Genomic DNA, 19,839 nt, shown 5'->3' on the forward strand with positions numbered 1-19,839 from the left:
GCCAGCCGCCTGAAAAGACGTAAAACTCCGCCCAAGCCTCGAGCAGGCGTGCAGTCCGTCACGTTCCTCGCATGTGCCTGCGCACCCGCTGCGGACAAGACCCGGCCCCGCCGTGGCCCGTGGCGGTCTCATGACGCCGTCACCTCAACAAGCGTGCGAGAAAGTGGCGGGCTCCCACGGCAAGGCGGCCGGCCTTTCTATAATCCGCACTTCCCCCTTTTGTGAGCCAAGAGTGCAGCCCATTGCCTCTACCCCTGTTGCCGAGGTCCTCGCTGCGCTGAATGCGCAGATGGAAGAAGTGGACGCCGTCATTGCGCGCCGCCTGTCTTCCGACGTTGCCCTGATCAACCAGATCTCTGCCTACATCATCCATGCAGGTGGCAAGCGCATGCGGCCCAAGCTGGTGCTGATGTTTGCCAACGCACTGGGCGCAGACAGCCCGGCCAGCCGCGAGCTGGCCGCGGTGGTGGAGTTCATCCACACGGCCACCTTGCTGCATGACGACGTGGTGGACGAGTCCGAACTGCGCCGCGGCAAGCAGACCGCCAATGCGATGTTTGGCAACGCGGCCAGCGTGCTGGTGGGCGACTTCCTCTACTCGCGGGCCTTCCAGATGATGGTGTCGGTCAATCGCATGCGGGTGCTGGAAGTGCTGGCGGATGCGACCAATGTCATCGCCGAGGGGGAAGTGCTGCAACTGATGAACATGCATGACCCGGATGTGGCGGTGGACAGCTACCTTCGCGTCATCCGCTACAAGACCGCCAAGCTGTTCGAGGCCAGCGCGCGCCTGGGCGCCGTGCTGGCGGACGCGCCGCAGCCGCTGGAAGATGCCTGCGCCGGTTATGGCCGCGCGCTGGGCACCGCATTCCAGTTGATTGACGATGCGCTGGACTATGAGGGCAGCAGCGAGTCCCTCGGCAAGAACGTGGGCGACGACCTCCGTGAAGGCAAGCCCACGCTGCCGCTGCTGATCGCCATGGAGCGCGGCACCGAGCAGGAGCGCGCCCTGATCCGCCATGCCATCGAGCATGGCGAGGTGGAGCGACTGAAGGACATCGTGGAGATCGTGCGCCGCACGGGCGCCCTGGACGCCACTCGCGATGCGGCTCGCGCGGAGATCGAACACGCGAAAGAATGTTTGTCTCAATTGCCTCTTAACAAGTGGCGAGAAAGTCTGCTAGAATTTGCGGCTCAGTCGGTTGAGAGAAGTTCTTGAAGAAATTCAAGAAAACTTCGATCAGAACCTAAGCGAAGATGCTTAGCAGATTGAGACAAAACCATCGGGGTGTAGCTTAGCCTGGTAGAGCGCTACGTTCGGGACGTAGAGGCCGGAGGTTCGAATCCTCTCACCCCGACCAGGAATTCTTCAAAAGCCCAAGTGCTGCAAAGTGCTTGGGCTTTTTTGCGTCTGTCGTCTGCGATGGGGCCGTTTGCCACCGTCGTCGCCCATGATGTGAAGCAAAGCCTGACCCTGAAGATGGCGTCAACATGTTTGGCCGACGGATCCGGCTCAACCCCGGCGCGCTTTCAACGAGGCCGCTCGCTGCATCCCTCCCGCTTTCGATTGCCAAGCCAGCATCTGATCGGTATTCTTCCAGATACAAATCATATGCTGTAAACAGCTTTTACAGCCCATAGACTGTATGAGCCAATCTTTCACCGTCCGCACGGCTGATCAACTGACGACCTTGCTGCAGGCATTTCGAAAGGATGCTGGGCTGACCCAGAGCCAGGTGGCTCAGCGTCTTGGCGTCACACAGCAAACTTACTCTGCGTTGGAACGCAACGCCGCAACGGTCGGCGCGGCTCGGCTGCTGAAGCTGCTGCACATCCTTGGCGTTGAGCTGGCACTCAGCAAACGCGATCCCGATGCATCACCTGTCCCCCCTCCAGGGCCCACACGGTCTGGCACCGAACAGCCTGACTGGTGACCCATGGGACGCCGCTCACACTCCCGGACCCTCGGTCTCTGGATGAACGGGGCCCCTGTCGGCCGTTGGACACTGGCACCGAACGCCCCCGACACACTCCAATACGACCTTGCCTGGACTCAGTCCTCACAGGGGCGCCCTTTGTCCCTGTCTTTGCCATTCACGCCCGGCAACACGCCACACCATGGCGAGAAGGTCCGCGCTTTTTTCGAGAACCTGCTGCCGGACAGCAAAGACATCCGCGAGCGCCTGGCTCGCCGCTTCGCCACCGGGTCGACCGACGCTTTCGAGTTGCTTGCCGAGATTGGCCGGGACTGCGTCGGGGCACTGGAGATCCTGCCTGAGGACCAGACCTCCACGGGCATCGCCCCTTTGCAGGCGGAAGCTCTGGATGAGAGCCGGGTCGCCCAACTGCTGCGCAACACGACTCGCCCAGGCCTCTTGAGTCGCGGTGACGAAGACGACGAATTCCGAATCTCCATCGCCGGGGCTCAAGAAAAAACGGCCCTGCTGCTTCACGACGGCCAGTGGTGTTTGCCGCACGGCAATACGCCGACCACCCATATCTTCAAACTTCCCCTGGGGCTGATCGGCGGCATGAAGCTCGACATGCGCCATTCGGTGGAGAACGAGTGGCTTTGCGCCTTGATTCTCAAAGCGTTTGGTCTGCCCGTCGCACCTTGCTGGCCCGCGCAATTCGAGGACATGAAGGTGCTGGTCGTCGAACGATTCGACCGCGCTTGGTGGACGCCGTCCTCTGGAGACACTCGCCTGATCCGCCTGCCGCAAGAGGACATGTGCCAGGCCACGGGTGTCTCGCCGGACAACAAATACGAAGCCGACGGCGGCCCCGGTATGGACCAGATCCTTGACCTGTTGAATGGCTCCATCACCCGTGAGCAGGACAGGCGCCACTTCTTTACCGCCCAGCTGCTGTTCTGGATGCTGTGCGCCACCGACGGCCACGCCAAGAACTTCAGCCTGTTCCTGCGTCCTGGAGGACGCTTCCAACTCACGCCGCTGTACGACGTCCTGTCCGCCTACCCGGTGCTTGGCGCAGGCCCTGCAAAGATGTCGCCGCACAAGGTCAAGATGGCCATGGCGGTGCGCTCCAAAAATGCGCACTGGAAGATGCGAGACATCCTGCGACGCCACTGGGTCGCCCTGGGCGAGCGGCACGGCATCTTGACCGAAGGCGGGCGTGAGGTGGCGTATCTGATCGACGAGGTGGTGGCTCAAACGCCACGGGTCATCGCCACCGTGCGCACCCTGCTGCCGAATGGGTTTCCGGAGACCGTCGCCAACAGCCTCTTCGAGGGCCTGCAGAGCGCGGCTGACCAGCTTCGCCAATGACGCCAGCGACTCGTGGCTGACGCGGCCCCATTGAGCGCGCGCCCCCCCTTCCCCATTCCCCCCACAAACCCTTCTCCACCCACTGGGTGTACACTGAAGGTACGGTGATCCCCTGCCCTTTGCGGCGCCGACCTCACCGCACACCCCCGCGACATCGGTCGCCCTTCGTTGCGCTCAAGGCCGCAGAGCTGCAACCTACCGAGCCCCTGGGCTCACGCAGGCCTCACCACCGCCTGCCCACTGATTGACCAACATCACACATTCGATCCCCATGGGCGAGTACGACGTCTCGCCCTCGACGCACGCCACCAGTAGTGGCCGCTTCCGCGCTTCCGTGACCGTCCAGCACGCTCACGGCCTCGACAGGTCCACGCGACGCTTCGAGTTCAACACCACCTTCGCCTCCCGGGACGCTGCGCGCATCTTCGCCGTCACCCAGGGCTGGCTGCAGACGTGCCTGCCGTGACGGCAGCCGCACCCCTCCTCCCCTTCCGTCCGCACGCATCACGCTGATGCAACAACTGCCAGAAAGGCGTCCCATGACCACCAAGATTTATGTGGGCAACCTGCCCTATTCCGTCACTGACGCGACCCTCAAGAGCAACTTCGGCGAATTCGGCACCGTGGTGTCGGCCCGGGTGATGATGGACCGTGACACCGGTCAATCCAAAGGCTTTGGCTTCGTGGAGATGAAGTCCGCCGAAGACGCAGAAGCCGCCATCAAGGGCTTGAACGGTCTGTCCGTCGAAGGCCGGTCCATCATCGTGAACCTGGCCCGTCCTCGTGAAGACCGTGCGCCGGGCGCCGCCTCCGAAGCATCGGCCGGCTTCCGCGCCTCCAAGCGCCAGGACGTCGGATACGGCAACGGGGGCTTTGGCGGCGGCCGCTACTAAAGCCTGCAAGGCCCTGTCCCCGGGGCCTGGCGCCTGTGTCGAGAATAAATCTGCACAGACACCGGTTCTGGGACTACTATGGGCTCGCTGATATGCACAAGACCGTCCGCTCTTAGGTCTTTCCACTCGCCCCGGCGTTCTGCCGGGTGCCCAGTTGAATCCCCCATGAAGATTTTCTTGGCGTCTCTTCGTCAGATGCGCTGTTGCGTCTGACAGTCTCAGGAAAGACATCGACATGACGACTCAAACCGGTACCGTGAAGTGGTTCAACGAAGGCAAGGGCTTTGGCTTCATCGCTCCCGATGATGGCGGCAAGGACCTCTTCGCCCATTTCAAGGAAATCCAGGGCGGCGGATTCAAGACGCTCAGCGAAAACCAGCGCGTGGAATTCGAGGTGACCCAAGGCCAGAAGGGACCGCAGGCGTCCCGAATTCGCACCCTGGGCTGACACCCCACTGCCAGCGTGCCAGGCCCGACCTGGACACGCACCCCGATGCGCTCCCTGCGGAGCGTCTCGAACAAGCGCGGCCTGGCCGCGCTTTTTTTTCGCCCCACTGTTGCCGACACAGGAGCTCCCCATGAAAAACCTCCAAGAGGCCACCGAGCGCATCTGTGAACTCAAGGGCAGTCTGGTCGCCCTGGACGCCCTGCTGCCGGCGGTGATCGACACCCTCTCCGCCGCAGGCCTGAGCCGGCTGTCCGCTTCCTTCGATGCGCATGCGGAAGTGGCGCGCACGGTCATGCTGAACTCCGACATGTCCGAGGTGGTGCTGGCCGCGTTCGAGCGCGAGGTGCGGCGCAACGGCGCGCTGCTGCGCCGCAGCCTGCAGGCGACGGAGCCGCTGCCGCAGGCGACCGGCCTGGACCCGATGCTGCTGGCCATCACGCCGGTGACCGCTTATGCCGGCAAGCAGCGGGTGGGCCAGGCCAGCGGATTCTTTTTCCGCCGGGGCCCGCAACTGTTTCTCGTCAGTGCCCGATCGGTGATGGCCGGCCAGGCCGACTCCCCTGCGCCGGACCGGCTGGACATCGAGCTGGCGATGGACGCCCGGGATCCCGCACGGCGGGAGATCTGTCCCCTGCACCTGCGGGAAGGCGACACGCCGTTGTGGCGCGAGATGCGGGATGCACAAGGTCCCATCGATGCAGCCGTGCTGCCCATCGAGCCGTCGGACCTGCCACCCAAAGCGCTTTGGCTGGCCTTCGATGAGACCCACCTGGCGTCCCACGGCGAAGACATCGCGATGGGCGATGGGGTGTCGATGGTCGGCTTTCCCGTGGGCCTGTCGTCGCCGCGCCGCCCCCTGCCGATCGCACGCACCGGCGCCCTGGCGTCGCCCCTGGGCATGCGGGTCCAGGACCGGGACTGCTTCCTCACCGATGTGTGGTCCGGCGCTGGCTGCCAGGGCGCACCGGTGCTTCGCCGGCGTTCGATCAGCCGCTCAGCATCCGCGCCGGCCGCCTGGCAGTTGCTGGGCATTCATGCCCGCCAGCACGTGGAGGCGGGCACGGCTGCGCAGTCTGCATCGTCTGCGGCCTTGCATCGGACCTGGTCTGCGGCAACGCTGCTGGCACTGACCGCAGCGCCCCTGCTCACAACATCCTGAACGCCAGCATCGCCACCACGGTCGGTGGCAATGCGGCCATCAGCAGTCCCAGCGGATGAATGGTCTGGTCCTCGAAGCGCTCGCGCAAGATGGCTACGCCGGCTGGATTGGGCGCATTGGCAATCACCGTCAACCCGCCGCCCGTCACCGCCCCGGCCACCAGGGCCAGCTTGAACGGCTCGCTCAGCCCCGGCACCAGCGACCCCAGGTAGGTCAGCGCCGCGTTGTCCGTGATGGCCGTGAGCGCCGTGGCCCCGAAGTACACCGCGTCCGCATCCATGGCCAGCAGCACCGGCTGCAACCACCACTGCTGCTGCCCGCCCAGGACCACCAGCCCGGCCAGGAAGAACGCCACCAGTAGCGCCTCCTTCAGGATCAGCCGGTCCTGGTGGGCGCTGTAGGCCGTGGCAAACCCCATGAAGAACAGGAACAGGCCCATGAACACGGCGGGATGATGGGCAAACACCACCACCCCGACCAGGAACATCAGCTGCACCGCGATGATGCTGGCCGGCACGCGGCCCCCGCCAGCGGTCGCTCCGTCCGTGCCATTCGCGCCATCCGCCCCGGTCTGTCCCATGTGTCCCAGCTCCTTCCGGAACAGCAGCGCCGCAGTGGCTGCATTCACGCCCACGGCCAGCGCTGCCTTCCAGCCGAAGTGCGTCAGCATGTAGGTCATGTCCCAGTTCCACGCACTGGCCACCATCAGCACCGGCGGGGCGGCGAAGGGCGTCAGCGTCCCGCCGATGGAGATGTTGACAAACAGCACACCCACCGTCGCATACATCAGCCGGCGGCTGACGGTCTGAGAGAACAGCGTGTCGCGCAGCATCAGCGCCGCCAGCGTCATGGCCGCTGGTTCGGTGATGAAGGACCCCAGCAGCGGCACCAGCGCCAGCACCATGAAGTACATGGCCATGCCGCGCGGCAGCGGCACGGCACTGGCGGCGAGCCGCACCACCGTGCCTGCAAATTGCAGGATGGGCCTTGTGCCCGCGATCACCATGATGGCGAAGACGAACATCGGCTCGGTGAAGTTGCGGGTGTCCAGGTAATGGGTGGCACTGGCCTTGCCTTCGATGCCGAACATGAACAGCATCAGCACCATGGCCCAGAAGCCGAAGACGATTTCGACTTCGCCCAGCAGATGCCAGAGGCCCGCGTGACGGGGCTGGGAATGGGCCAGCCGCTCGAAGAACTTGGTGGAGAAGGTATGGATCAGGGCAACGGCAAACAGCGCGGCCCCAACCAGTTGGATCGTGGTGGGTGTCATCTCGGGCAGGCCTGCAACAGGCACAACAGGTCCCGCGAGGCGCCCCTGCCATTCGCGTCAACCTGCTGAGGGACCCTCCCCTCAGCACCCAGCGGGCGATTCTAGTCGGAAGCGCTGCCATCCTCGCGCCGCATCCGCAGCACCCATCCCACGCCGGCTGGCTCCGTCTCCGCCAGCAAGGCGGCAGACACGTCCACCAGTTGAAGATCGCCAGTGGCGGACTGCAGGTTCAGCCGCTGCCCCGACACCATGCCCACCCGCCGCACCTGCGTGGTCAAGGCGGACCAGGCGCCCTCTGGGTCGTTCACCCAGTCGGCCAGCGTCCGCTGTCGCATCGCGCTGTCGTCCTCCTGGCCGACCCAGGCCAGGAACGCAGCCCCGGCCATCCGCACGCTGCCGTCCGCCTCCGTGATCACCAGCCCCTGCGGCGTGCTTTCAACAAAACCTGCCATGCGCGACAGCGCCAGCGCTTCATCCTCCGCCGACAGCCGTGCGTCCCGCACCCGCAGCATAAGATGCCGCCGACCGTCCACCGCCAGCGGCGCGACGGTCATGTCCAGCGACGCAGCGCTCTCGCCCACCAGCCCTCGCCGGGACAGCGCCCGACCGCCGCTGCGCGCCGCCACCAGCAACTCCAGCACGTCGCCGCGCAGGCGGTCCGGCAGGTTGTCCGTGAGCGGCTGATGCAGCAGGTGGGTCAGATCCTGCCCCAGCACCGTCGCGACGCCGTCATTGGCCTGCAGCACCACCAGGCTGGCAGCATCCAGCATCAGCACCGCATCGTGCGCCACCTGATAGAGCTGCTGATAGCGGCTTTGCACCTGGCGGTAGCGCCAGTAGTGCCGCTCCATCTCCTGCTGCACCTCCACAAAGCGCTGCTGCATGGCCGTCACCGCCCGTAGGTCGCGCCCGACGGCCAGCACCGGTCCCAGCGGCCCCAGCCGGATGGCGGACCAGGCAATGGGCACCGACCCGCCCTGCGACTGTGGATGCATCAGCTCCCGCCCATGGACCACCTGCCCGGACCGGTCCACCTCCTCCAGCAGCGCGGTCAGCTTGGCGCGGCTGCCGGCGCACACCGTGTCCGCCCAGGCCCGTCCCACCCAGGACGCGCTGCCTTCCAGCGGCACCGAGCTGCCCTCGGCCACCGCCATGACCACCCCTTGGGCGTCCACCACGAGCGCCAGGTCCCCCACCACGTGCGCCATGGTGAGGGCGAGCTCGTGCGCGAGCGAAGCAAACGCACTGAGGTCGGGTTCGGAGGGCGTGGACACCGTCGCGGCTCCCGATCGATGGGATGACAGGCCGGCATCGTGCAAGACGTTGCCGGGGCGTGTGGCGATTCATCCTGTACCGGGTCGCTCTGTCGGCGCCCCTTCCCACCGGGCGGCCCGGACGCGCCCCTCCCCGGGACGCATCAGGCGGCCACGCCATTGTTCAGCTGGGCGCGCCGGGCTTGGCCCCTTCGGGCGTGAGGGCCCGCAGCATCTGCAGGTCCTCGGCCGTCACCATCGCCGCATCCGAAGCCGCACTCGACGCCGGGCTCGGCGCCGCAGCGGGCGCCACCGGCGACTTGGTCAGCAGCTCCGGATGGAACTTGGCCATTTCCGCGCCATACAGCGGCTTGTGCGCGCCCTGGTGGCAAGTCGCGCAATTGACCTTGGCCACGTCGCCCGTCGGCCCCAGCCGGTTGGCCGGGAAGGTCTGGGTGAGCGGCACCAGGTATTCGAGATTCAGCTGGCGCACCATGCGGATGCCATGCCAGGCGGTGACCCGCGGCGGCGAGCTGTTGTCCCACGAGCCCAGCGCCCGGGTGTTGTGGCACTGCGTGCAGTTCACCCCCAGCGACTTGGACATGTGCATCATCAGCCCGTAAGTCCATTCCGTCTGCTTGATCGACTGACGGTTGCCGGCGGGCAGCGCCTGGATGCCGGCGACACGGATGTTCTCGCTCTCCAGCAGGAAGGGCGTGAACGGGTCGTTGGGCAGCGACGACAGTCCCACACTCGGCGCGGGCGCATTCTGTCCGGCCTTGTTGCCGGAGAAGGTATTGGCGCCGTTCGGCGTCATCGGCTTGAACCACACTTCCTTGGGCACCGGCTCTCCGCGGTGGCAGGTGTAGCAGGTGACGCCGGTCTTGCCGACGTGGCGCTGCCAGTCGCTGTTGATGGTCTGCGTCATCTGCAGCATGCGCCGCGCCACCAGCTTCGGATAGAGCGAGTCATCGGCGAAGTTCTGCACGTTGTGGCAGTGCACGCAGCCTTGCTTGGGCGACACCCAGGCCGTCATCGCGGCCATGGTGCGGTTGAACTCCCCGACGCTGAGGTGGCCCAGCACCTTGACGTTCTGGTAGATCTGACCGGCCTTGGGGCCATCCGGCGAGGCCGGCTCCAGCGGGGCCGGCGCCTCGTTGGACGCCGCCTGCTCGGCCAGCAGCCGCGGGTTGTAGACCTGCTCCATGCCGGTGCCGCGGTAGCCGCGCTGCACCGTCTCCACCGGCGGCCGCTCGCAGCCCGCCAGCAGCCCCAGCATCAGGGTCGAGGCCAGCATCAGCACCCGCAGGGGCGAGCGCTGGCGTGTCTGAGTCTGCGTCATGCTGTCTCCCCCGCCCGGTGGACCGGGCTGTCAGTCAGGGTCTGCGGCTTCACCATCGTGATGCCGTGTTGCAGGGCAACGGTCGCGCCCGTCTCGCACAGGGCCGACCACAGCCGGGCGGCGAGCTGACGGGGCCAGTGCGCCAGGCCGGCGTGCGAGCCGCCGAAGGTGCGGCCGGAGCGCCCAGAGCGCCCAGAGTGGCCGGAGCGGGGCCTTCGCCCGGCGCTCATGGCTGGCCCCCGGGCACCACCAGCGACGGATCGACCACCGGCGGGAAGACGGCCGGATACATCGGCGCAATGCCGTGTTTCACGCCCCACAGGTACCAGTTGTCCACCACGGTGCCGGTCAGCAGGATGCCGATGCCCCCGGTCAGCGGACACAGTACCGCGAACCACCAGGCCCAGCGGTGGATCGATTCCATGGTGGCGTTAAAGCCCATGGTCCAGCGCCAGAACAGTGCCGCGCGCTCGCTGGCGGTGCCGCGGTCGGTGATCTGCTCGATCTCCCGCTCGCCGCCGAAGCGGCTCACCGCCAGGATGGTCGCCCCGTGCATCGCAAACAGCAGGGTGCTCCCATACAGGAACACGATGCTGAGCATGTGGAACGGGTTGTAGAACAGATTCCCATAGCGCAGCGAGAAGGCGGCCGTCCAGTCCAGATGCGGGAAAATGCCAAAGGGCACGGCCTCGCCGAAGCTGCCCATCAGCACCGGCCGGATGATGCCCAGCACCAGGTAGAGCCAGATGGCCGCGGCAAAGGCCCAGGCCACATGCGTGCCCATGCCCAGCTTGCGGGCGCGGCGGTACATGCGCACCCACCACAGCAGGATGGAGGTGGTGAGGAACAGCCCCGCCAGCAGCCACCATCCGCCCTGGTTGAGCGGCGGCAGATGCAGCCCGTTGGCCGGCGGCGGCGGCTCCAGCGCCAGCCAGGGCAGCTGCCGCACGAACTGGATCGGATTCCAGTTCACCGAGGCCAGCATGTTGAGCCCGATGATCTCGATGGCAATGAAGCCGCAGATCAGCGAGCACAGCCCCAGCCAGCCCAGGTAGATGGGCCCGAGCTGGGCATCCCCCAGCCGGCCCAGCCAATGGACATGGGTGCTGCCGCCGCTGCGCTGATACTCGTCCCGCCCCAGCGGCACGCCGGGATACGACGGCGCGGCCACCTGCACGCTGGTGAAAAGGTTCTGATATTCAGGCATGACAGGACTCCTTAGCCGCCCGCGGTTCCCGCGAGGACCGACCACAGAGGTCAAGGGGCCGGCAGGGCCGGACGTGGGGGGACTTCATCACTTCACTTCCAGATCGGAAGGTTGAGCCACCAGCTCCACCATTCCGGCCAGCCGCGGGTCCAGAACGGTCCGCTGATGACGATGCAGATGGCGCTCCAGAAACCGGCCGACAGGGCCAGGAACAGGCCCAGGCGGTGGATGCCCAGCGTGCCGATCGAATAGCCGATGGCATCGCGGAAGAAGGTGTTCTCGTGCTCGGCGGTCTTGACGACCTCGCCGGGCGCCGGATTGGTCGCCGACAACACCAGCGCCCCGTGCAGGCTCAGCGCGAAGGTGGTGGCGAAGAAGAAGCTCACCGCCAGCATGTGCGCCGGGTTGTAGTGGAAGTGCAGGTACTGGTAGCCGGTGTTGGACACCCAGTCCAGGTGACTGATGATGCCGTAGGGGAAACCGTGTCCCCAGGCGCCCATGAGCACCGGGCGGACGACCACCAGCGTCACATAGGCAAAGATGGCGACGGCAAAGGCAAAGGGCACGTGATAGCCCATGCCCAGCTTGCGGCAGATCTCCACCTCCCGCAGCGCCCAGGACACGAACGCGCCGATGGCGCAGACGGTGATGAGCTGCCACAGCCCGCCTTCCATCAGCGGCGCCATGCCCAGCCCGTATTTGAGGTCGGGGGGCGCGATGCTGATCCGCCAGAGGTTCCAGGTGCCGCCCTGGGAAGCGCCCCAGACGATCAGCAGCGTGCCCACGAGGGTAAAGAACATCGTGGTGACACCGAAGAAGCCGACGTAGAACGGCCCCACCCAGAAGTCGAACAGATCGCCTCCCAGCAGGGTTCCGCCGCGGACGCGGTACTTCCTCTCGAAGTTCAGCATGGCCATGTTTGCCACCTCAGGTAGAGGGTCACCCGCGGGATGCGGGGCCCTGTGCAGTCGCGAGGCGGTGCGAGGCATACACCCCGCACCGTCATGGGCGCGGACGCGAGGACTACTTCGGCGCTGGCGCCGGCGCCGGCATCGCCGAGTTCTGAACCACCGGCTTGGTGTTCGGACCGTCGAGCCAGTTGTACTTGTTGGTGCTGAGCAGGATGAAGTGAATCACCAGCGCCAGAACGAACAAGAAGGCGAACAGCGCGACCAGCGCTCTGCGCGGGTCGAATAACAACCAGATCTTCCACATGCTTGGATCTCCTAATTGAGGTGGGACATGAAGGTATAGACCCCTGCCCGAACACCCTTGATCAGTGATTTCTCACCCTCCGCCCCGGGCAACCACGTGCGCCAGTCCAGAAACAACATCTGCGCGGCAAGCGCGATCAGGAGCACGAAAAGGAAGCTCACGAGGAACAGGGCCGCATCGGTCCTGGTGTCCTGCGCGGCAGTGCTGCCTGCTGGAAGGTTGGTGATGTGCGCCATGGCGGACCTCTCTTTCAGTGGGAACTCATGCCCGGGCTCAGAGCCACGGACGCCACATCCACACCAGCACATGGGCCACCACGGCAATCGCCGTGAAGCCGATGAAGCTGGTCATGAAGATGCCGTGGAACTCCCGGGCTTCGTTGTCAGTCAGCCCGGATAACGAGCCTGATCTGTTATCAGCCATATCGATCACTCCTGAGAATGGACCTTGCGGCCCAGCACCGCGCAGCTCCCGCGCGGCAGGGACTTCCTGGGCAACAGGCCCACGGCAAGCCTTGTGTTCATGCCACCGCTCCCAGCGCGGCAGCGGCCAGCTGACGGGCCTGTCGCTCCAGGTCCTCCACGTCCACCGTGGCGCCCTGCCGGGCCCGTGCGGCGGCTTCCGCCTGGTCGCGCAGCCGCTTGGCGGCAGAGATGCGCACCAGCAGCGGCTGGGCTTCCAGCAGCTCTTCCAGCAGTTCACGCGCGGCATCGCTCCAGGGCAGCGCGGCCAGCGCCCGTGCGGGGGTGGGATCGACACGGTCCAGATCGGTGCCCAGCGGCAGGATGTGGAACAGCGCGTCGAACAGCGCGTTGCAGAATTCCTGCACCAGGTAGGTGGCGCCGGCATACCCCATGAACGGCGTGCCGGTGGCGCGGCGAACGATGGCGCCGGGGAACGAGGCCGGGATGAAAGCAGGCTTCATCGACCCGCTGCTGGCCGCCTCGGCCAGGTACATGCGTTCGTTGAAGCTGCCATACAGCACCAGCGGCGGCTTCTGATGCACCAGCGCCCGCACCTGCGCGTTGTTGGTCTTCTCGCCCGGCTTGCGGGCGATGGCGAACTGGCAGGGCAGGCCCAGCTCGTCTTCCAGGAAATGCCGCACGCCGCGGGTGTAGGTCTCGCTGGCCACGATGCCGAAACTGGCGGTGGCGAAGAAGTCCTGCGTAACCGAGCGCCACAGGTCCCACAAGGGCTTGATGGTGGTGTGCTTCTCGCGCTCGATGAAGGGTTCGGGATCCAGATGCAGCAACCGGCCCAGCTCGCGCAGGAAGGCGGTGGTGCTGTGCAGGCCGATGGGCGCCTGCAGCCAGGGCCGGTCCAGCGTCTCGCACAGCAGCTGGCCGAATTCGCGGTACAGGCACACGTTGACGTCGGCCTGGGCCAGTTGCGGCACATCGGCCAGGTGGCTGCCCAGCGGGAAGCTCATGTTGACCTCGGCCCCGATGCCCTCCACCAGGCGGCAGATCTCATGCAGGTCACTGGCGCTGTTGAACTGCCCGTAGCAGGGGCCGATCAGGTTGACCCGCGGCTTCTCACCAGCCGGGCGCTGCTCGAAGGGCGTGCGGGCCGGCACCTGGCGCAGGCCGTGCTCGGACCACAGCCAGTACATCGCGCGGTTGGCGCATTGCCACTGGTCTTCGTCGATGGTGCGCGGCAGGAAGCGGGCGATGGTCGTGCCCTCGGGCGTGACACCGCCGCCGATCATCTCGGCGATCGAGCCGGTGACCACCACGCTGGGCAGGTCCGGGTCGAGCGCGGCATGGGCGCGGCGCATGCTGCCCTCGGTGCCTTCGCGGCCCAGTTGCTCCTCGGCCAGGCCGGTGACCACGATGGGCAGTTCATGCGGCGGCAGGGCATCGGTGTAGTGCAGCACCGAGGTCACCGGCAGGTTCTCGCAGCCCACCGGGCCGTCGATGACCACCTGCAGGCCCTTGATGGCGGTGAAGACATACACGGCGCCCCAATAGCCGCCGGCCCGGTCGTGGTCGAGGACGAAGCTCACAGCATCTGCTCCGACTGGCGACGCTTCATCACCTTGATGACCTGGCGCCGGGTGTCTTCCCGGAAGCCGGGATGCAGCACGGGCGTCTCGGACCAGATGCCGGCCTGGTCGCCGGTGCCGACGTCCCCGAAGAAGTCACGCATTGCGTCGAAGCGGGACTGGTTGGCGATGGCCGCGTTGATCACCTGGGCGAGTGATCCGGCGCCAGCAGGTCCCATCAGCGGACGGGCCGAGATCAGGTTGGTGAAGTACAGCGCCGGCAGGCCCCGCTCCTTGCAGGCCTGCACCAGCGGCGTGGTGCCGATGGCCAGCTGCGGCCGGTGGCGTTGCACGGCAGCCAGGTCCTGCTGCAGCGTCGCGCGGTATTGCACTTCGCAGCCATGGGCTTCCAGCCAGACGCGGTCCGGCTCGGACCATGGCGTGTGGGGACAGGCCGTGCCCACATAAGGCACGGTGGCCCCGCTTTCGATCAGCAGCCGGGCCACCAGCAGCTCGGACCCCTCATAGCCGCTGACGGTGACACGGGCGTTGGTGGGGGAACGGGCCAATGCGCCCTGGATGGACGGCAGCACCGCGGCAATGGCCGCTTCCACCTGGGCCGACGGCACCTCCGCCGCCTCGCCGATGGCGCGCAGCCAGGCCGCCGTGCCTTCAGCCCCCACCGGCGCGGAGCCCACGACCGGACGACCGGCCGCCTTCAGCTCCCGCACGCAGGCGGTGTAGAACGGATGCGTGGCCGCGACGACGCTGCAATCCAGCGCCGCATACAGCTCGCGCCATTCACGCGTCGGCACCGTGGGGCCCACCTTCAGGCCCAGCGGCGCCAGCAACGCGCCGATCACCATCGGGTCGGCCGGAAACAGCTCGCCCAGCAGGCTCACCGTGCGGGCTTCATCGAGGCCCTGTTCGCGCCATCCGCGCGGCGCGGAGACCGGCCCCGCCTCGGCTTCGCTGCGGGCCCGCTGCAGCATCGCGCCAGCCAGCACGTCCTTGGCTTCCGCATGGGTCGGGACGCCGAAGCCGGGCACGTCGATGCCGATGATGCGAACGCCGTTGATCACCTTGGGCAGCAGCTGCAGCGGCACCCCGCTGGCGGTCGGCACGCACAGGTTGATGACGACCAGTGCATCCAGCAGTGCCGGATCGGCCTGGGCATGCACGGCCTCGCGGATGTCCTCGAAGAGCTTGCCGGTCACCAGGCTCTCGCTGTTGAACGGCACATAACCGACGCTGCGCTTGGCGCCGTAGAAGTGCGAGGTGAAGGTCAGTCCGTAGACGCAGCAGGCCGAGCCGCTGAGGATGGTGGCGGTGCGACGCATGCGCAGCCCCACTCGCAGCGATCCGAAGGCCGGGCACATGCTCTGCGGCTGGTCATGCGGGCCGGTGCCGGCCGTTGGATAGTCCGCCGCATAACGCGCCAGCGTTTCACGCGTGGCGGCGCTTTCGGCCTGGGCTCGTTCAAGGGCGGCGTGGCATTGGCTCATGATGGTGGCCGGTCAGGTGGCGTCGTAGACCACTTCGAGCGTGGGCTTGGTGATCTCGCTGCGGCCGACCATGTCGAACAGCGTGGCGGGCTCCATCTGGAAGTCGCGGCCGGTGACTTCGGCGGCGAACAGCCCGAGCAGCTCGTCCTGGGTCTGGGGCTTGGGGCGCTGCGGCGGCGCATCGGCCACGTTCTGCGCCAGTTCTTCGAACAGCGGCCCCCACTCCCCGTCCGGCTTGCCGATGATTTCGTAGCTGGCGCTCTTGCGGCGGATGTCCTCATGCGCCGGAATCGCGGCCAGCACCGGGATGCCGGCATTGCGGGCGAAGGCGGAGGCTTCGCCGGTGCCGTCGTCCTTGTTGATCACCATGCCGGCCACGCCGACATTGCCGCCGAGCTTGCGGAAGTACTCGACCGCGCTGCACACGTTGTTGGCCACGTACAGGCTCTGCAGGTCGTTGCTCGCCACCACGATGACCTTCTGGCACATGTCGCGGGCGATCGGCAGTCCGAAGCCGCCGCACACCACGTCGCCCAGGAAGTCCAGCAGCACGTAGTCGAAGCCCCAGTCGTGGAAGCCCAGCTTCTCCAGCGTCTCGAAGCCGTGGATGATGCCGCGCCCGCCGCAGCCGCGCCCCACCTCCGGGCCGCCCAGCTCCATGGCGTAGACGCCGTCGCGCTTGAAGCAGACATCCCCGATGGCCACGGCCTCGCCGGCCAGCTTCTTGCGGCTGCTGGTCTCGATGATGGTCGGGCAGGCCTTGCCGCCGAACAGCAGGCTGGTGGTGTCGCTCTTGGGATCGCAGCCGATCAGCAGCACCTTCTTGCCCTGCTGGGCCATCATGTAGCTGAGATTGGCCAGGGTGAAGCTCTTGCCGATGCCGCCCTTGCCGTAGATGGCGATGATCTGCGTGGTCTTGGTGACGGCGCCGGTGGCGGGGGCTTGCGGCTCGGCCGCAGCCTCGTCGCGCAGCGCGTCCACATGCGACTGGACCGCGCTCTGGCGGCGCGGCTGGAAGGTCACCGTGGCCTCGGCCGGGATGGTGGAGGTGCTCATGCGGGGTCCTTCACGCAGGCACGAGGGCCCACGACAGCGGTGGAATCGGTCATGCGTGGTGTCTCCAGTCCAGAACCATCTTCAGGCAGGCGGCATCGCCGAACGCCTGGGTGTAGGCTGCCTGCGCGCGCTCCGCCGGCTCGCTGTGGGTCAGCAGGCCGTCCAGGGACAGCCGGCCTGCATGCAGCAGGGCATTCACGGCCCACATGTCGGGCTTCTTCCATTCGGCCGCCACCCGGATGCGCGCTTCCCGCATGAAGGCGGGCGGGAAATTCAGGGACAGCGGCTGGGCATAGAAGCCGGCCAGCACGACCTCGCCGCCAAAGCCCAGGCGTCCGATGAGGCTGTCCAGCAGGCCGGCGTCGCCGCTGACGTCGTAGATGGCGCGGTAGTCGCGGCGCGGATCGTCCTGCGGATGCAGCACGCGGTAGCCGGTGGCGCCCGACTGGCGGACCGGGTTGGTCTCCCAGACGGTGAAGTCCTGAATGCCTGCGGCCACGTTCATGCGGGCCAGCAGCCGGCCCAGCACGCCGTGACCCACGATCAGGTCGGGCGGTGTGTGCGGCTGGCCCTGGCCGCCGCCAGCCACGCTGTGATAAGCGGTTGCGGCCAGCGCCAGCAGCACGGCACGCTCGCCGAGCTTCTCGTCCACCGGCACGACCTTGGCTTCCGGCACCACCAGGCGCGAGGCCGAGGCCCCAAAAAGCCCGCGCACTTCGCCGAAGCAGCGGGCACCCGGCACGAAGACGCGCTGGCCGACCCAGTGGGTGCTGTCCGCGCCCACGGCGATCACCCGCCCGACGGCCTCATAACCCGGCACCAGCGGATAGCCCATGCCGGGGAACATCGGCATGGTGCCGTCCCAGATCAGTCGTTCGGTGCCAGTGCTGATGCCGCTGAATTCCACTTCCACCACCACGTCGCCGGCTTGTGGTGTCGGCAGGCGCAGCGGCGTGAGGCTCAGGCGCTGGGGCTGCTCGATGACCACGGCTTGGGTGTTCATGACGGAGCCCGTTGGGTGGGGGTGAGGAAGGTGTCCATGAAAGTCATCCTACGCTTACACCACAAAACGTCAACCTGAATTTACATTCGATCAGGTGGGGGTTTTCGCGAGGAGCGCGCTGGCCTGCAGCGGCAAGGCCGTGGGCAGGCGCTGCACCTTCTCGAAGCCCGCCGCCAGCAGCAGGGCGCGCAGCCGCGCTTCACTGCGAGGCTCGCCTCTGCCCATGGCCAGGAGATACATCCCGAAGTAGGCATCGCCCATGCGCTCGGCGCCGGGGGTGTCGGCAAATGGCTCGGCCAGCAGCAGCGTGCCGCCAGGCACCAGGGCCAGGCGCACCGCGCGCAGCAGGCGCAGGACGCGGGCGTCGTCATGGTCATGGACCACGCGCAACAAGGTGACCAGGTCGGCCCCCGGCGGCAATGGGTCCTCGAAGAAATCGCCGCCCTCGGCCGAGCAGCGCGCACTCAGCCCCGCCTGTTCGAAGCGCTGCCGCGCCAGCGCGGCAACGCCAGGCAGATCAAAGACCTGCACCGACAGATGCGGCGCGACGTACGCCGCCCGGCAGGCAAAGGCCCCGGTGCCGCCGCCCACGTCGAGCAGACGGCGGTGGTCCTGCAATGAATAGGCCTGCAGCACCTGGTCGGCCACCAGCGGCTGCGAAGCAGCCATCAGCTCCGAATAGGCCAGCAACTGGCCCGGCGGCAGAGTGTCCGGCGCGTCGGTGCCGGCATAGGGCCAGTAGCGCGAGAGCCCCGCCCCCGCCGGCGCGGCCGAGGCGTCGCCGCGCAGCAGGGTGAGCGGCTGGGCCAGGTCGCGGTACAGCGCCGTGTGATGCTCGATCATCGCGGCCAGGCCCGCATCCGCGGCCAGCGGTGCGCCCAGCGGCCCCAGCCCAAACCGGCCATGGGCCCGAGCTTCCAGCAGTTGCAGGGCCACGGCCGCCCGCAGCAGTCGCTCGGTGGAGGCCAGCGGCAACTTCCCCCGGGCTGCCAGCGCGTGGGGAGTCTGGGGCCCCTCCGCCAGCAGCAGGTCGAACAGGCGCAGTTGCACGCAGGCCAGCAGCACCTGCGAATACACGAAACCGGCCACCAGATCGAACACCGCCGTCGCCCGGCGCCGGGCCACCCAGCGAGTCAGTGGGAAGGACTGCGCCCAGCGCCGAAAGCGCGGGCTGGCCAGGAGGCGGTCGCGCCAGGCCAGCGGCGTGTCGCTCCAGTGCGGGGTGGGCGGTGCCAGGCCCGGCGGCGGTGGAGACACGCTGTGCATGGCCGGTCCCTTCAGACGGTGGACGCCATCCGGGCGCACAGTTGCTGCGGGACCAGGCGGTCCGCTTCACGCCGGATGAGCTGGCGGAACTGCGACGCCCCCGGGCACACCGGCACGGTCAGCAAGGTGGCCTGCACCAGGCGCTGGAATTCCGCCATCGCGCCGTCCAGGCCCAGGGCGCGGGCATAGCTGGGACGGTCCAGCGCCACGTCCTGCCCACCCGGCTTGCCCAGCACCTCGGCATCCAGCACCACATCGCGGATGTCGTCGGCCACCTGGTAGGTCTGGCCCAGCCGCTCGCCCAGGGCGCGCCAGGGTTCACCGTCAGCCCCGGCGGCCTGCGCACCGGCCATGGTGGCCGCCGCAAACAGCGCCCCCGTCTTGGCCTGCTGGTAATCCGCCAGCGACAACTGCGGCTCGCATTCCCAGGCCTGCCCGGCCACGATGCCCAGCGGCATGCCCACGCCCTGCGTCACCGACCGCAGCAGCACCGGCAGCCGCGACAGGTGCTGCCGGCAACTGCGCCCCAGCACCTCGAAGGCCGCCACGATCAGGGCATCCCCGGCCAGCACCGCCAGCCGTTCTCCGAAGGCGTTGTGCACCGAGGGTCGGCCCCGTCTCGTCTGGGCATCATCAAAACACGGGAGATCGTCATGCACGAGCGAGGCACAGTGCAGCAGTTCGATCGAAGCCGCCACACCGTCGCTGAGGCTGGCGTCGTCTTCTCCGCAGGCCTGCGCCACCGCCAGCGTCAGCTTGGGACGGATCCGGGCACCGCCCGGAAACACCGCGTGCTGCAGGGCCGCGGCCAGTTGTGGGGGATGCCCCGGCTGCAAGGCCGGCACCAGGCTGGCCCGCAGGGCCCGTTCAATCCGGTCGTCATAGGACATAGCGGCCTGAGCTCCAGATTCCTCCGCATGTCAGTGCGGAATTACATTACAGTTCGTC

Annotated in this window: 21 protein-coding genes and 1 tRNA gene; 8 read left to right on the forward strand and 14 right to left on the reverse strand. The window is 67.2% G+C overall.

All coding sequences use genetic code 11. The features are described from left to right. The first annotated feature begins 289 nt into the window (after positions 1-289). From DES44_RS14455 to DES44_RS14490, 8 genes are all read left to right on the forward strand, one after another. Positions 290-1,219, forward strand: a complete 930-nt coding sequence (locus DES44_RS14455) for a polyprenyl synthetase family protein (protein ID WP_058933999.1) — start codon at positions 290-292, stop codon at positions 1,217-1,219. 65 nt (positions 1,220-1,284) lie between these two features. Beyond that, a tRNA-Pro gene (locus tag DES44_RS14460) sits at positions 1,285-1,361 on the forward strand. A gap of 285 nt (positions 1,362-1,646) precedes the next feature. Further along, positions 1,647-1,934, forward strand: coding sequence for a helix-turn-helix transcriptional regulator (locus DES44_RS14465; RefSeq protein ID WP_083525354.1), 288 nt, complete (start codon positions 1,647-1,649; stop codon positions 1,932-1,934). A gap of 3 nt (positions 1,935-1,937) precedes the next feature. After that, positions 1,938-3,287: a type II toxin-antitoxin system HipA family toxin gene (locus DES44_RS14470; RefSeq protein ID WP_058933998.1), complete on the forward strand. Its 1,350-nt coding sequence runs from the start codon at positions 1,938-1,940 to the stop codon at positions 3,285-3,287. Positions 3,288-3,558: 271 nt separating this feature from the next. Next, positions 3,559-3,753, forward strand: coding sequence for a hypothetical protein (locus tag DES44_RS14475; protein WP_058933997.1), 195 nt, complete (start codon positions 3,559-3,561; stop codon positions 3,751-3,753). 73 nt (positions 3,754-3,826) lie between these two features. Then, positions 3,827-4,180, forward strand: a complete 354-nt coding sequence (gene rbp / locus DES44_RS14480; RefSeq protein ID WP_058933996.1) for an RNA-binding regulator — start codon at positions 3,827-3,829, stop codon at positions 4,178-4,180. Positions 4,181-4,415: 235 nt separating this feature from the next. After that, entirely contained in the window at positions 4,416-4,628 is a 213-nt protein-coding gene (gene cspE, locus DES44_RS14485; RefSeq protein ID WP_058933995.1) for a transcription antiterminator/RNA stability regulator CspE, read from the forward strand. A gap of 130 nt (positions 4,629-4,758) precedes the next feature. Further along, the gene (locus DES44_RS14490; protein ID WP_058933994.1) at positions 4,759-5,787 is read left to right on the forward strand and encodes a hypothetical protein; all 1,029 of its coding nucleotides are present in this window, start codon (positions 4,759-4,761) and stop codon (positions 5,785-5,787) included. Here DES44_RS14490 and DES44_RS14495 read toward each other — a convergent pair. The 14 genes from DES44_RS14495 to DES44_RS14565 form a co-directional block, all read right to left on the reverse strand. Next, positions 5,774-7,060: a putative Na+/H+ antiporter gene (locus tag DES44_RS14495; protein ID WP_198164902.1), complete on the reverse strand. Its 1,287-nt coding sequence runs from the start codon at positions 7,058-7,060 to the stop codon at positions 5,774-5,776. The two genes, DES44_RS14490 and DES44_RS14495, sit on opposite strands and share 14 nt — an antisense overlap. A gap of 101 nt (positions 7,061-7,161) precedes the next feature. Further along, positions 7,162-8,334: a PAS domain-containing protein gene (locus DES44_RS14500; protein ID WP_147307099.1), complete on the reverse strand. Its 1,173-nt coding sequence runs from the start codon at positions 8,332-8,334 to the stop codon at positions 7,162-7,164. Positions 8,335-8,497: 163 nt separating this feature from the next. Then, complete coding sequence (gene pufC, locus DES44_RS14505; RefSeq protein ID WP_083525352.1) at positions 8,498-9,655, reverse strand: photosynthetic reaction center cytochrome PufC; 1,158 nt, start codon at positions 9,653-9,655, stop codon at positions 8,498-8,500. A gap of 226 nt (positions 9,656-9,881) precedes the next feature. Continuing rightward, on the reverse strand, positions 9,882-10,862 hold the full coding sequence (pufM, locus tag DES44_RS14515; protein WP_058933991.1) for a photosynthetic reaction center subunit M: 981 nt from the start codon (positions 10,860-10,862) through the stop codon (positions 9,882-9,884). A 92-nt stretch (positions 10,863-10,954) separates the two neighbouring features. Then, positions 10,955-11,779, reverse strand: a complete 825-nt coding sequence (gene pufL / locus DES44_RS14520) for a photosynthetic reaction center subunit L (protein WP_058933990.1) — start codon at positions 11,777-11,779, stop codon at positions 10,955-10,957. A gap of 106 nt (positions 11,780-11,885) precedes the next feature. Continuing rightward, positions 11,886-12,077, reverse strand: a complete 192-nt coding sequence (pufA, locus tag DES44_RS14525; protein ID WP_058933989.1) for a light-harvesting antenna LH1, alpha subunit — start codon at positions 12,075-12,077, stop codon at positions 11,886-11,888. Positions 12,078-12,088: 11 nt separating this feature from the next. Then, positions 12,089-12,313, reverse strand: coding sequence for a hypothetical protein (locus DES44_RS14530; RefSeq protein WP_058933988.1), 225 nt, complete (start codon positions 12,311-12,313; stop codon positions 12,089-12,091). Between the two features lie 37 nt (positions 12,314-12,350). Next, positions 12,351-12,500 carry a light-harvesting antenna LH1, beta subunit gene (pufB, locus tag DES44_RS14535; RefSeq protein WP_058933987.1) on the reverse strand — a complete coding sequence of 50 codons (150 nt, stop codon included), beginning with the start codon at positions 12,498-12,500 and terminating at the stop codon, positions 12,351-12,353. Positions 12,501-12,597: 97 nt separating this feature from the next. Beyond that, entirely contained in the window at positions 12,598-14,082 is a 1,485-nt protein-coding gene (gene bchZ, locus DES44_RS14540) for a chlorophyllide a reductase subunit Z (RefSeq protein WP_058933986.1), read from the reverse strand. Beyond that, the gene (gene bchY, locus DES44_RS14545; RefSeq protein ID WP_058933985.1) at positions 14,079-15,566 is read right to left on the reverse strand and encodes a chlorophyllide a reductase subunit Y; all 1,488 of its coding nucleotides are present in this window, start codon (positions 15,564-15,566) and stop codon (positions 14,079-14,081) included. The genes bchZ and bchY overlap by 4 nt, the downstream gene beginning before the upstream one ends. A gap of 12 nt (positions 15,567-15,578) precedes the next feature. Further along, positions 15,579-16,622, reverse strand: a complete 1,044-nt coding sequence (locus DES44_RS14550; protein ID WP_083525351.1) for a chlorophyllide a reductase iron protein subunit X — start codon at positions 16,620-16,622, stop codon at positions 15,579-15,581. Between the two features lie 49 nt (positions 16,623-16,671). Then, entirely contained in the window at positions 16,672-17,625 is a 954-nt protein-coding gene (bchC, locus tag DES44_RS14555) for a chlorophyll synthesis pathway protein BchC (protein ID WP_058933984.1), read from the reverse strand. Positions 17,626-17,715: 90 nt separating this feature from the next. After that, positions 17,716-18,891, reverse strand: a complete 1,176-nt coding sequence (locus DES44_RS14560; protein ID WP_083525998.1) for a methyltransferase — start codon at positions 18,889-18,891, stop codon at positions 17,716-17,718. 11 nt (positions 18,892-18,902) lie between these two features. Then, entirely contained in the window at positions 18,903-19,781 is an 879-nt protein-coding gene (locus DES44_RS14565; RefSeq protein WP_058933983.1) for a polyprenyl synthetase family protein, read from the reverse strand. Between the last annotated feature and the right edge of the window lie 58 nt (positions 19,782-19,839).

Origin of the sequence: Roseateles depolymerans (genome assembly GCF_003387155.1) — a bacterium.
GTDB classification, from domain to species: domain Bacteria; phylum Pseudomonadota; class Gammaproteobacteria; order Burkholderiales; family Burkholderiaceae_C; genus Roseateles; species Roseateles depolymerans.

What these genes read in the sequence shown, in the direction of transcription:
- DES44_RS14455 (WP_058933999.1), top strand. Translation starts at nt 290, where the DNA reads ATGGAAGAAGTGGACGCCGTCATTGCGCGCCGCCTGTCTTCCGACGTT.
- DES44_RS14465 (WP_083525354.1), top strand. Translation starts at nt 1,647, where the DNA reads ATGAGCCAATCTTTCACCGTCCGCACGGCTGATCAACTGACGACCTTG.
- DES44_RS14470 (WP_058933998.1), top strand. Translation starts at nt 1,938, where the DNA reads ATGGGACGCCGCTCACACTCCCGGACCCTCGGTCTCTGGATGAACGGG.
- DES44_RS14475 (WP_058933997.1), top strand. Translation starts at nt 3,559, where the DNA reads ATGGGCGAGTACGACGTCTCGCCCTCGACGCACGCCACCAGTAGTGGC.
- rbp (WP_058933996.1), top strand. Translation starts at nt 3,827, where the DNA reads ATGACCACCAAGATTTATGTGGGCAACCTGCCCTATTCCGTCACTGAC.
- cspE (WP_058933995.1), top strand. Translation starts at nt 4,416, where the DNA reads ATGACGACTCAAACCGGTACCGTGAAGTGGTTCAACGAAGGCAAGGGC.
- DES44_RS14490 (WP_058933994.1), top strand. Translation starts at nt 4,759, where the DNA reads ATGAAAAACCTCCAAGAGGCCACCGAGCGCATCTGTGAACTCAAGGGC.
- DES44_RS14495 (WP_198164902.1), bottom strand. Translation starts at nt 7,060, where the DNA reads ATGACACCCACCACGATCCAACTGGTTGGGGCCGCGCTGTTTGCCGTT.
- pufC (WP_083525352.1), bottom strand. Translation starts at nt 9,655, where the DNA reads ATGACGCAGACTCAGACACGCCAGCGCTCGCCCCTGCGGGTGCTGATG.
- pufM (WP_058933991.1), bottom strand. Translation starts at nt 10,862, where the DNA reads ATGCCTGAATATCAGAACCTTTTCACCAGCGTGCAGGTGGCCGCGCCG.
- pufL (WP_058933990.1), bottom strand. Translation starts at nt 11,779, where the DNA reads ATGGCCATGCTGAACTTCGAGAGGAAGTACCGCGTCCGCGGCGGAACC.
- pufA (WP_058933989.1), bottom strand. Translation starts at nt 12,077, where the DNA reads ATGTGGAAGATCTGGTTGTTATTCGACCCGCGCAGAGCGCTGGTCGCG.
- DES44_RS14530 (WP_058933988.1), bottom strand. Translation starts at nt 12,313, where the DNA reads ATGGCGCACATCACCAACCTTCCAGCAGGCAGCACTGCCGCGCAGGAC.
- pufB (WP_058933987.1), bottom strand. Translation starts at nt 12,500, where the DNA reads ATGGCTGATAACAGATCAGGCTCGTTATCCGGGCTGACTGACAACGAA.
- bchY (WP_058933985.1), bottom strand. Translation starts at nt 15,566, where the DNA reads ATGAGCCAATGCCACGCCGCCCTTGAACGAGCCCAGGCCGAAAGCGCC.
- DES44_RS14550 (WP_083525351.1), bottom strand. Translation starts at nt 16,622, where the DNA reads ATGAGCACCTCCACCATCCCGGCCGAGGCCACGGTGACCTTCCAGCCG.
- bchC (WP_058933984.1), bottom strand. Translation starts at nt 17,625, where the DNA reads ATGAACACCCAAGCCGTGGTCATCGAGCAGCCCCAGCGCCTGAGCCTC.
- DES44_RS14560 (WP_083525998.1), bottom strand. Translation starts at nt 18,891, where the DNA reads ATGCACAGCGTGTCTCCACCGCCGCCGGGCCTGGCACCGCCCACCCCG.
- DES44_RS14565 (WP_058933983.1), bottom strand. Translation starts at nt 19,781, where the DNA reads ATGTCCTATGACGACCGGATTGAACGGGCCCTGCGGGCCAGCCTGGTG.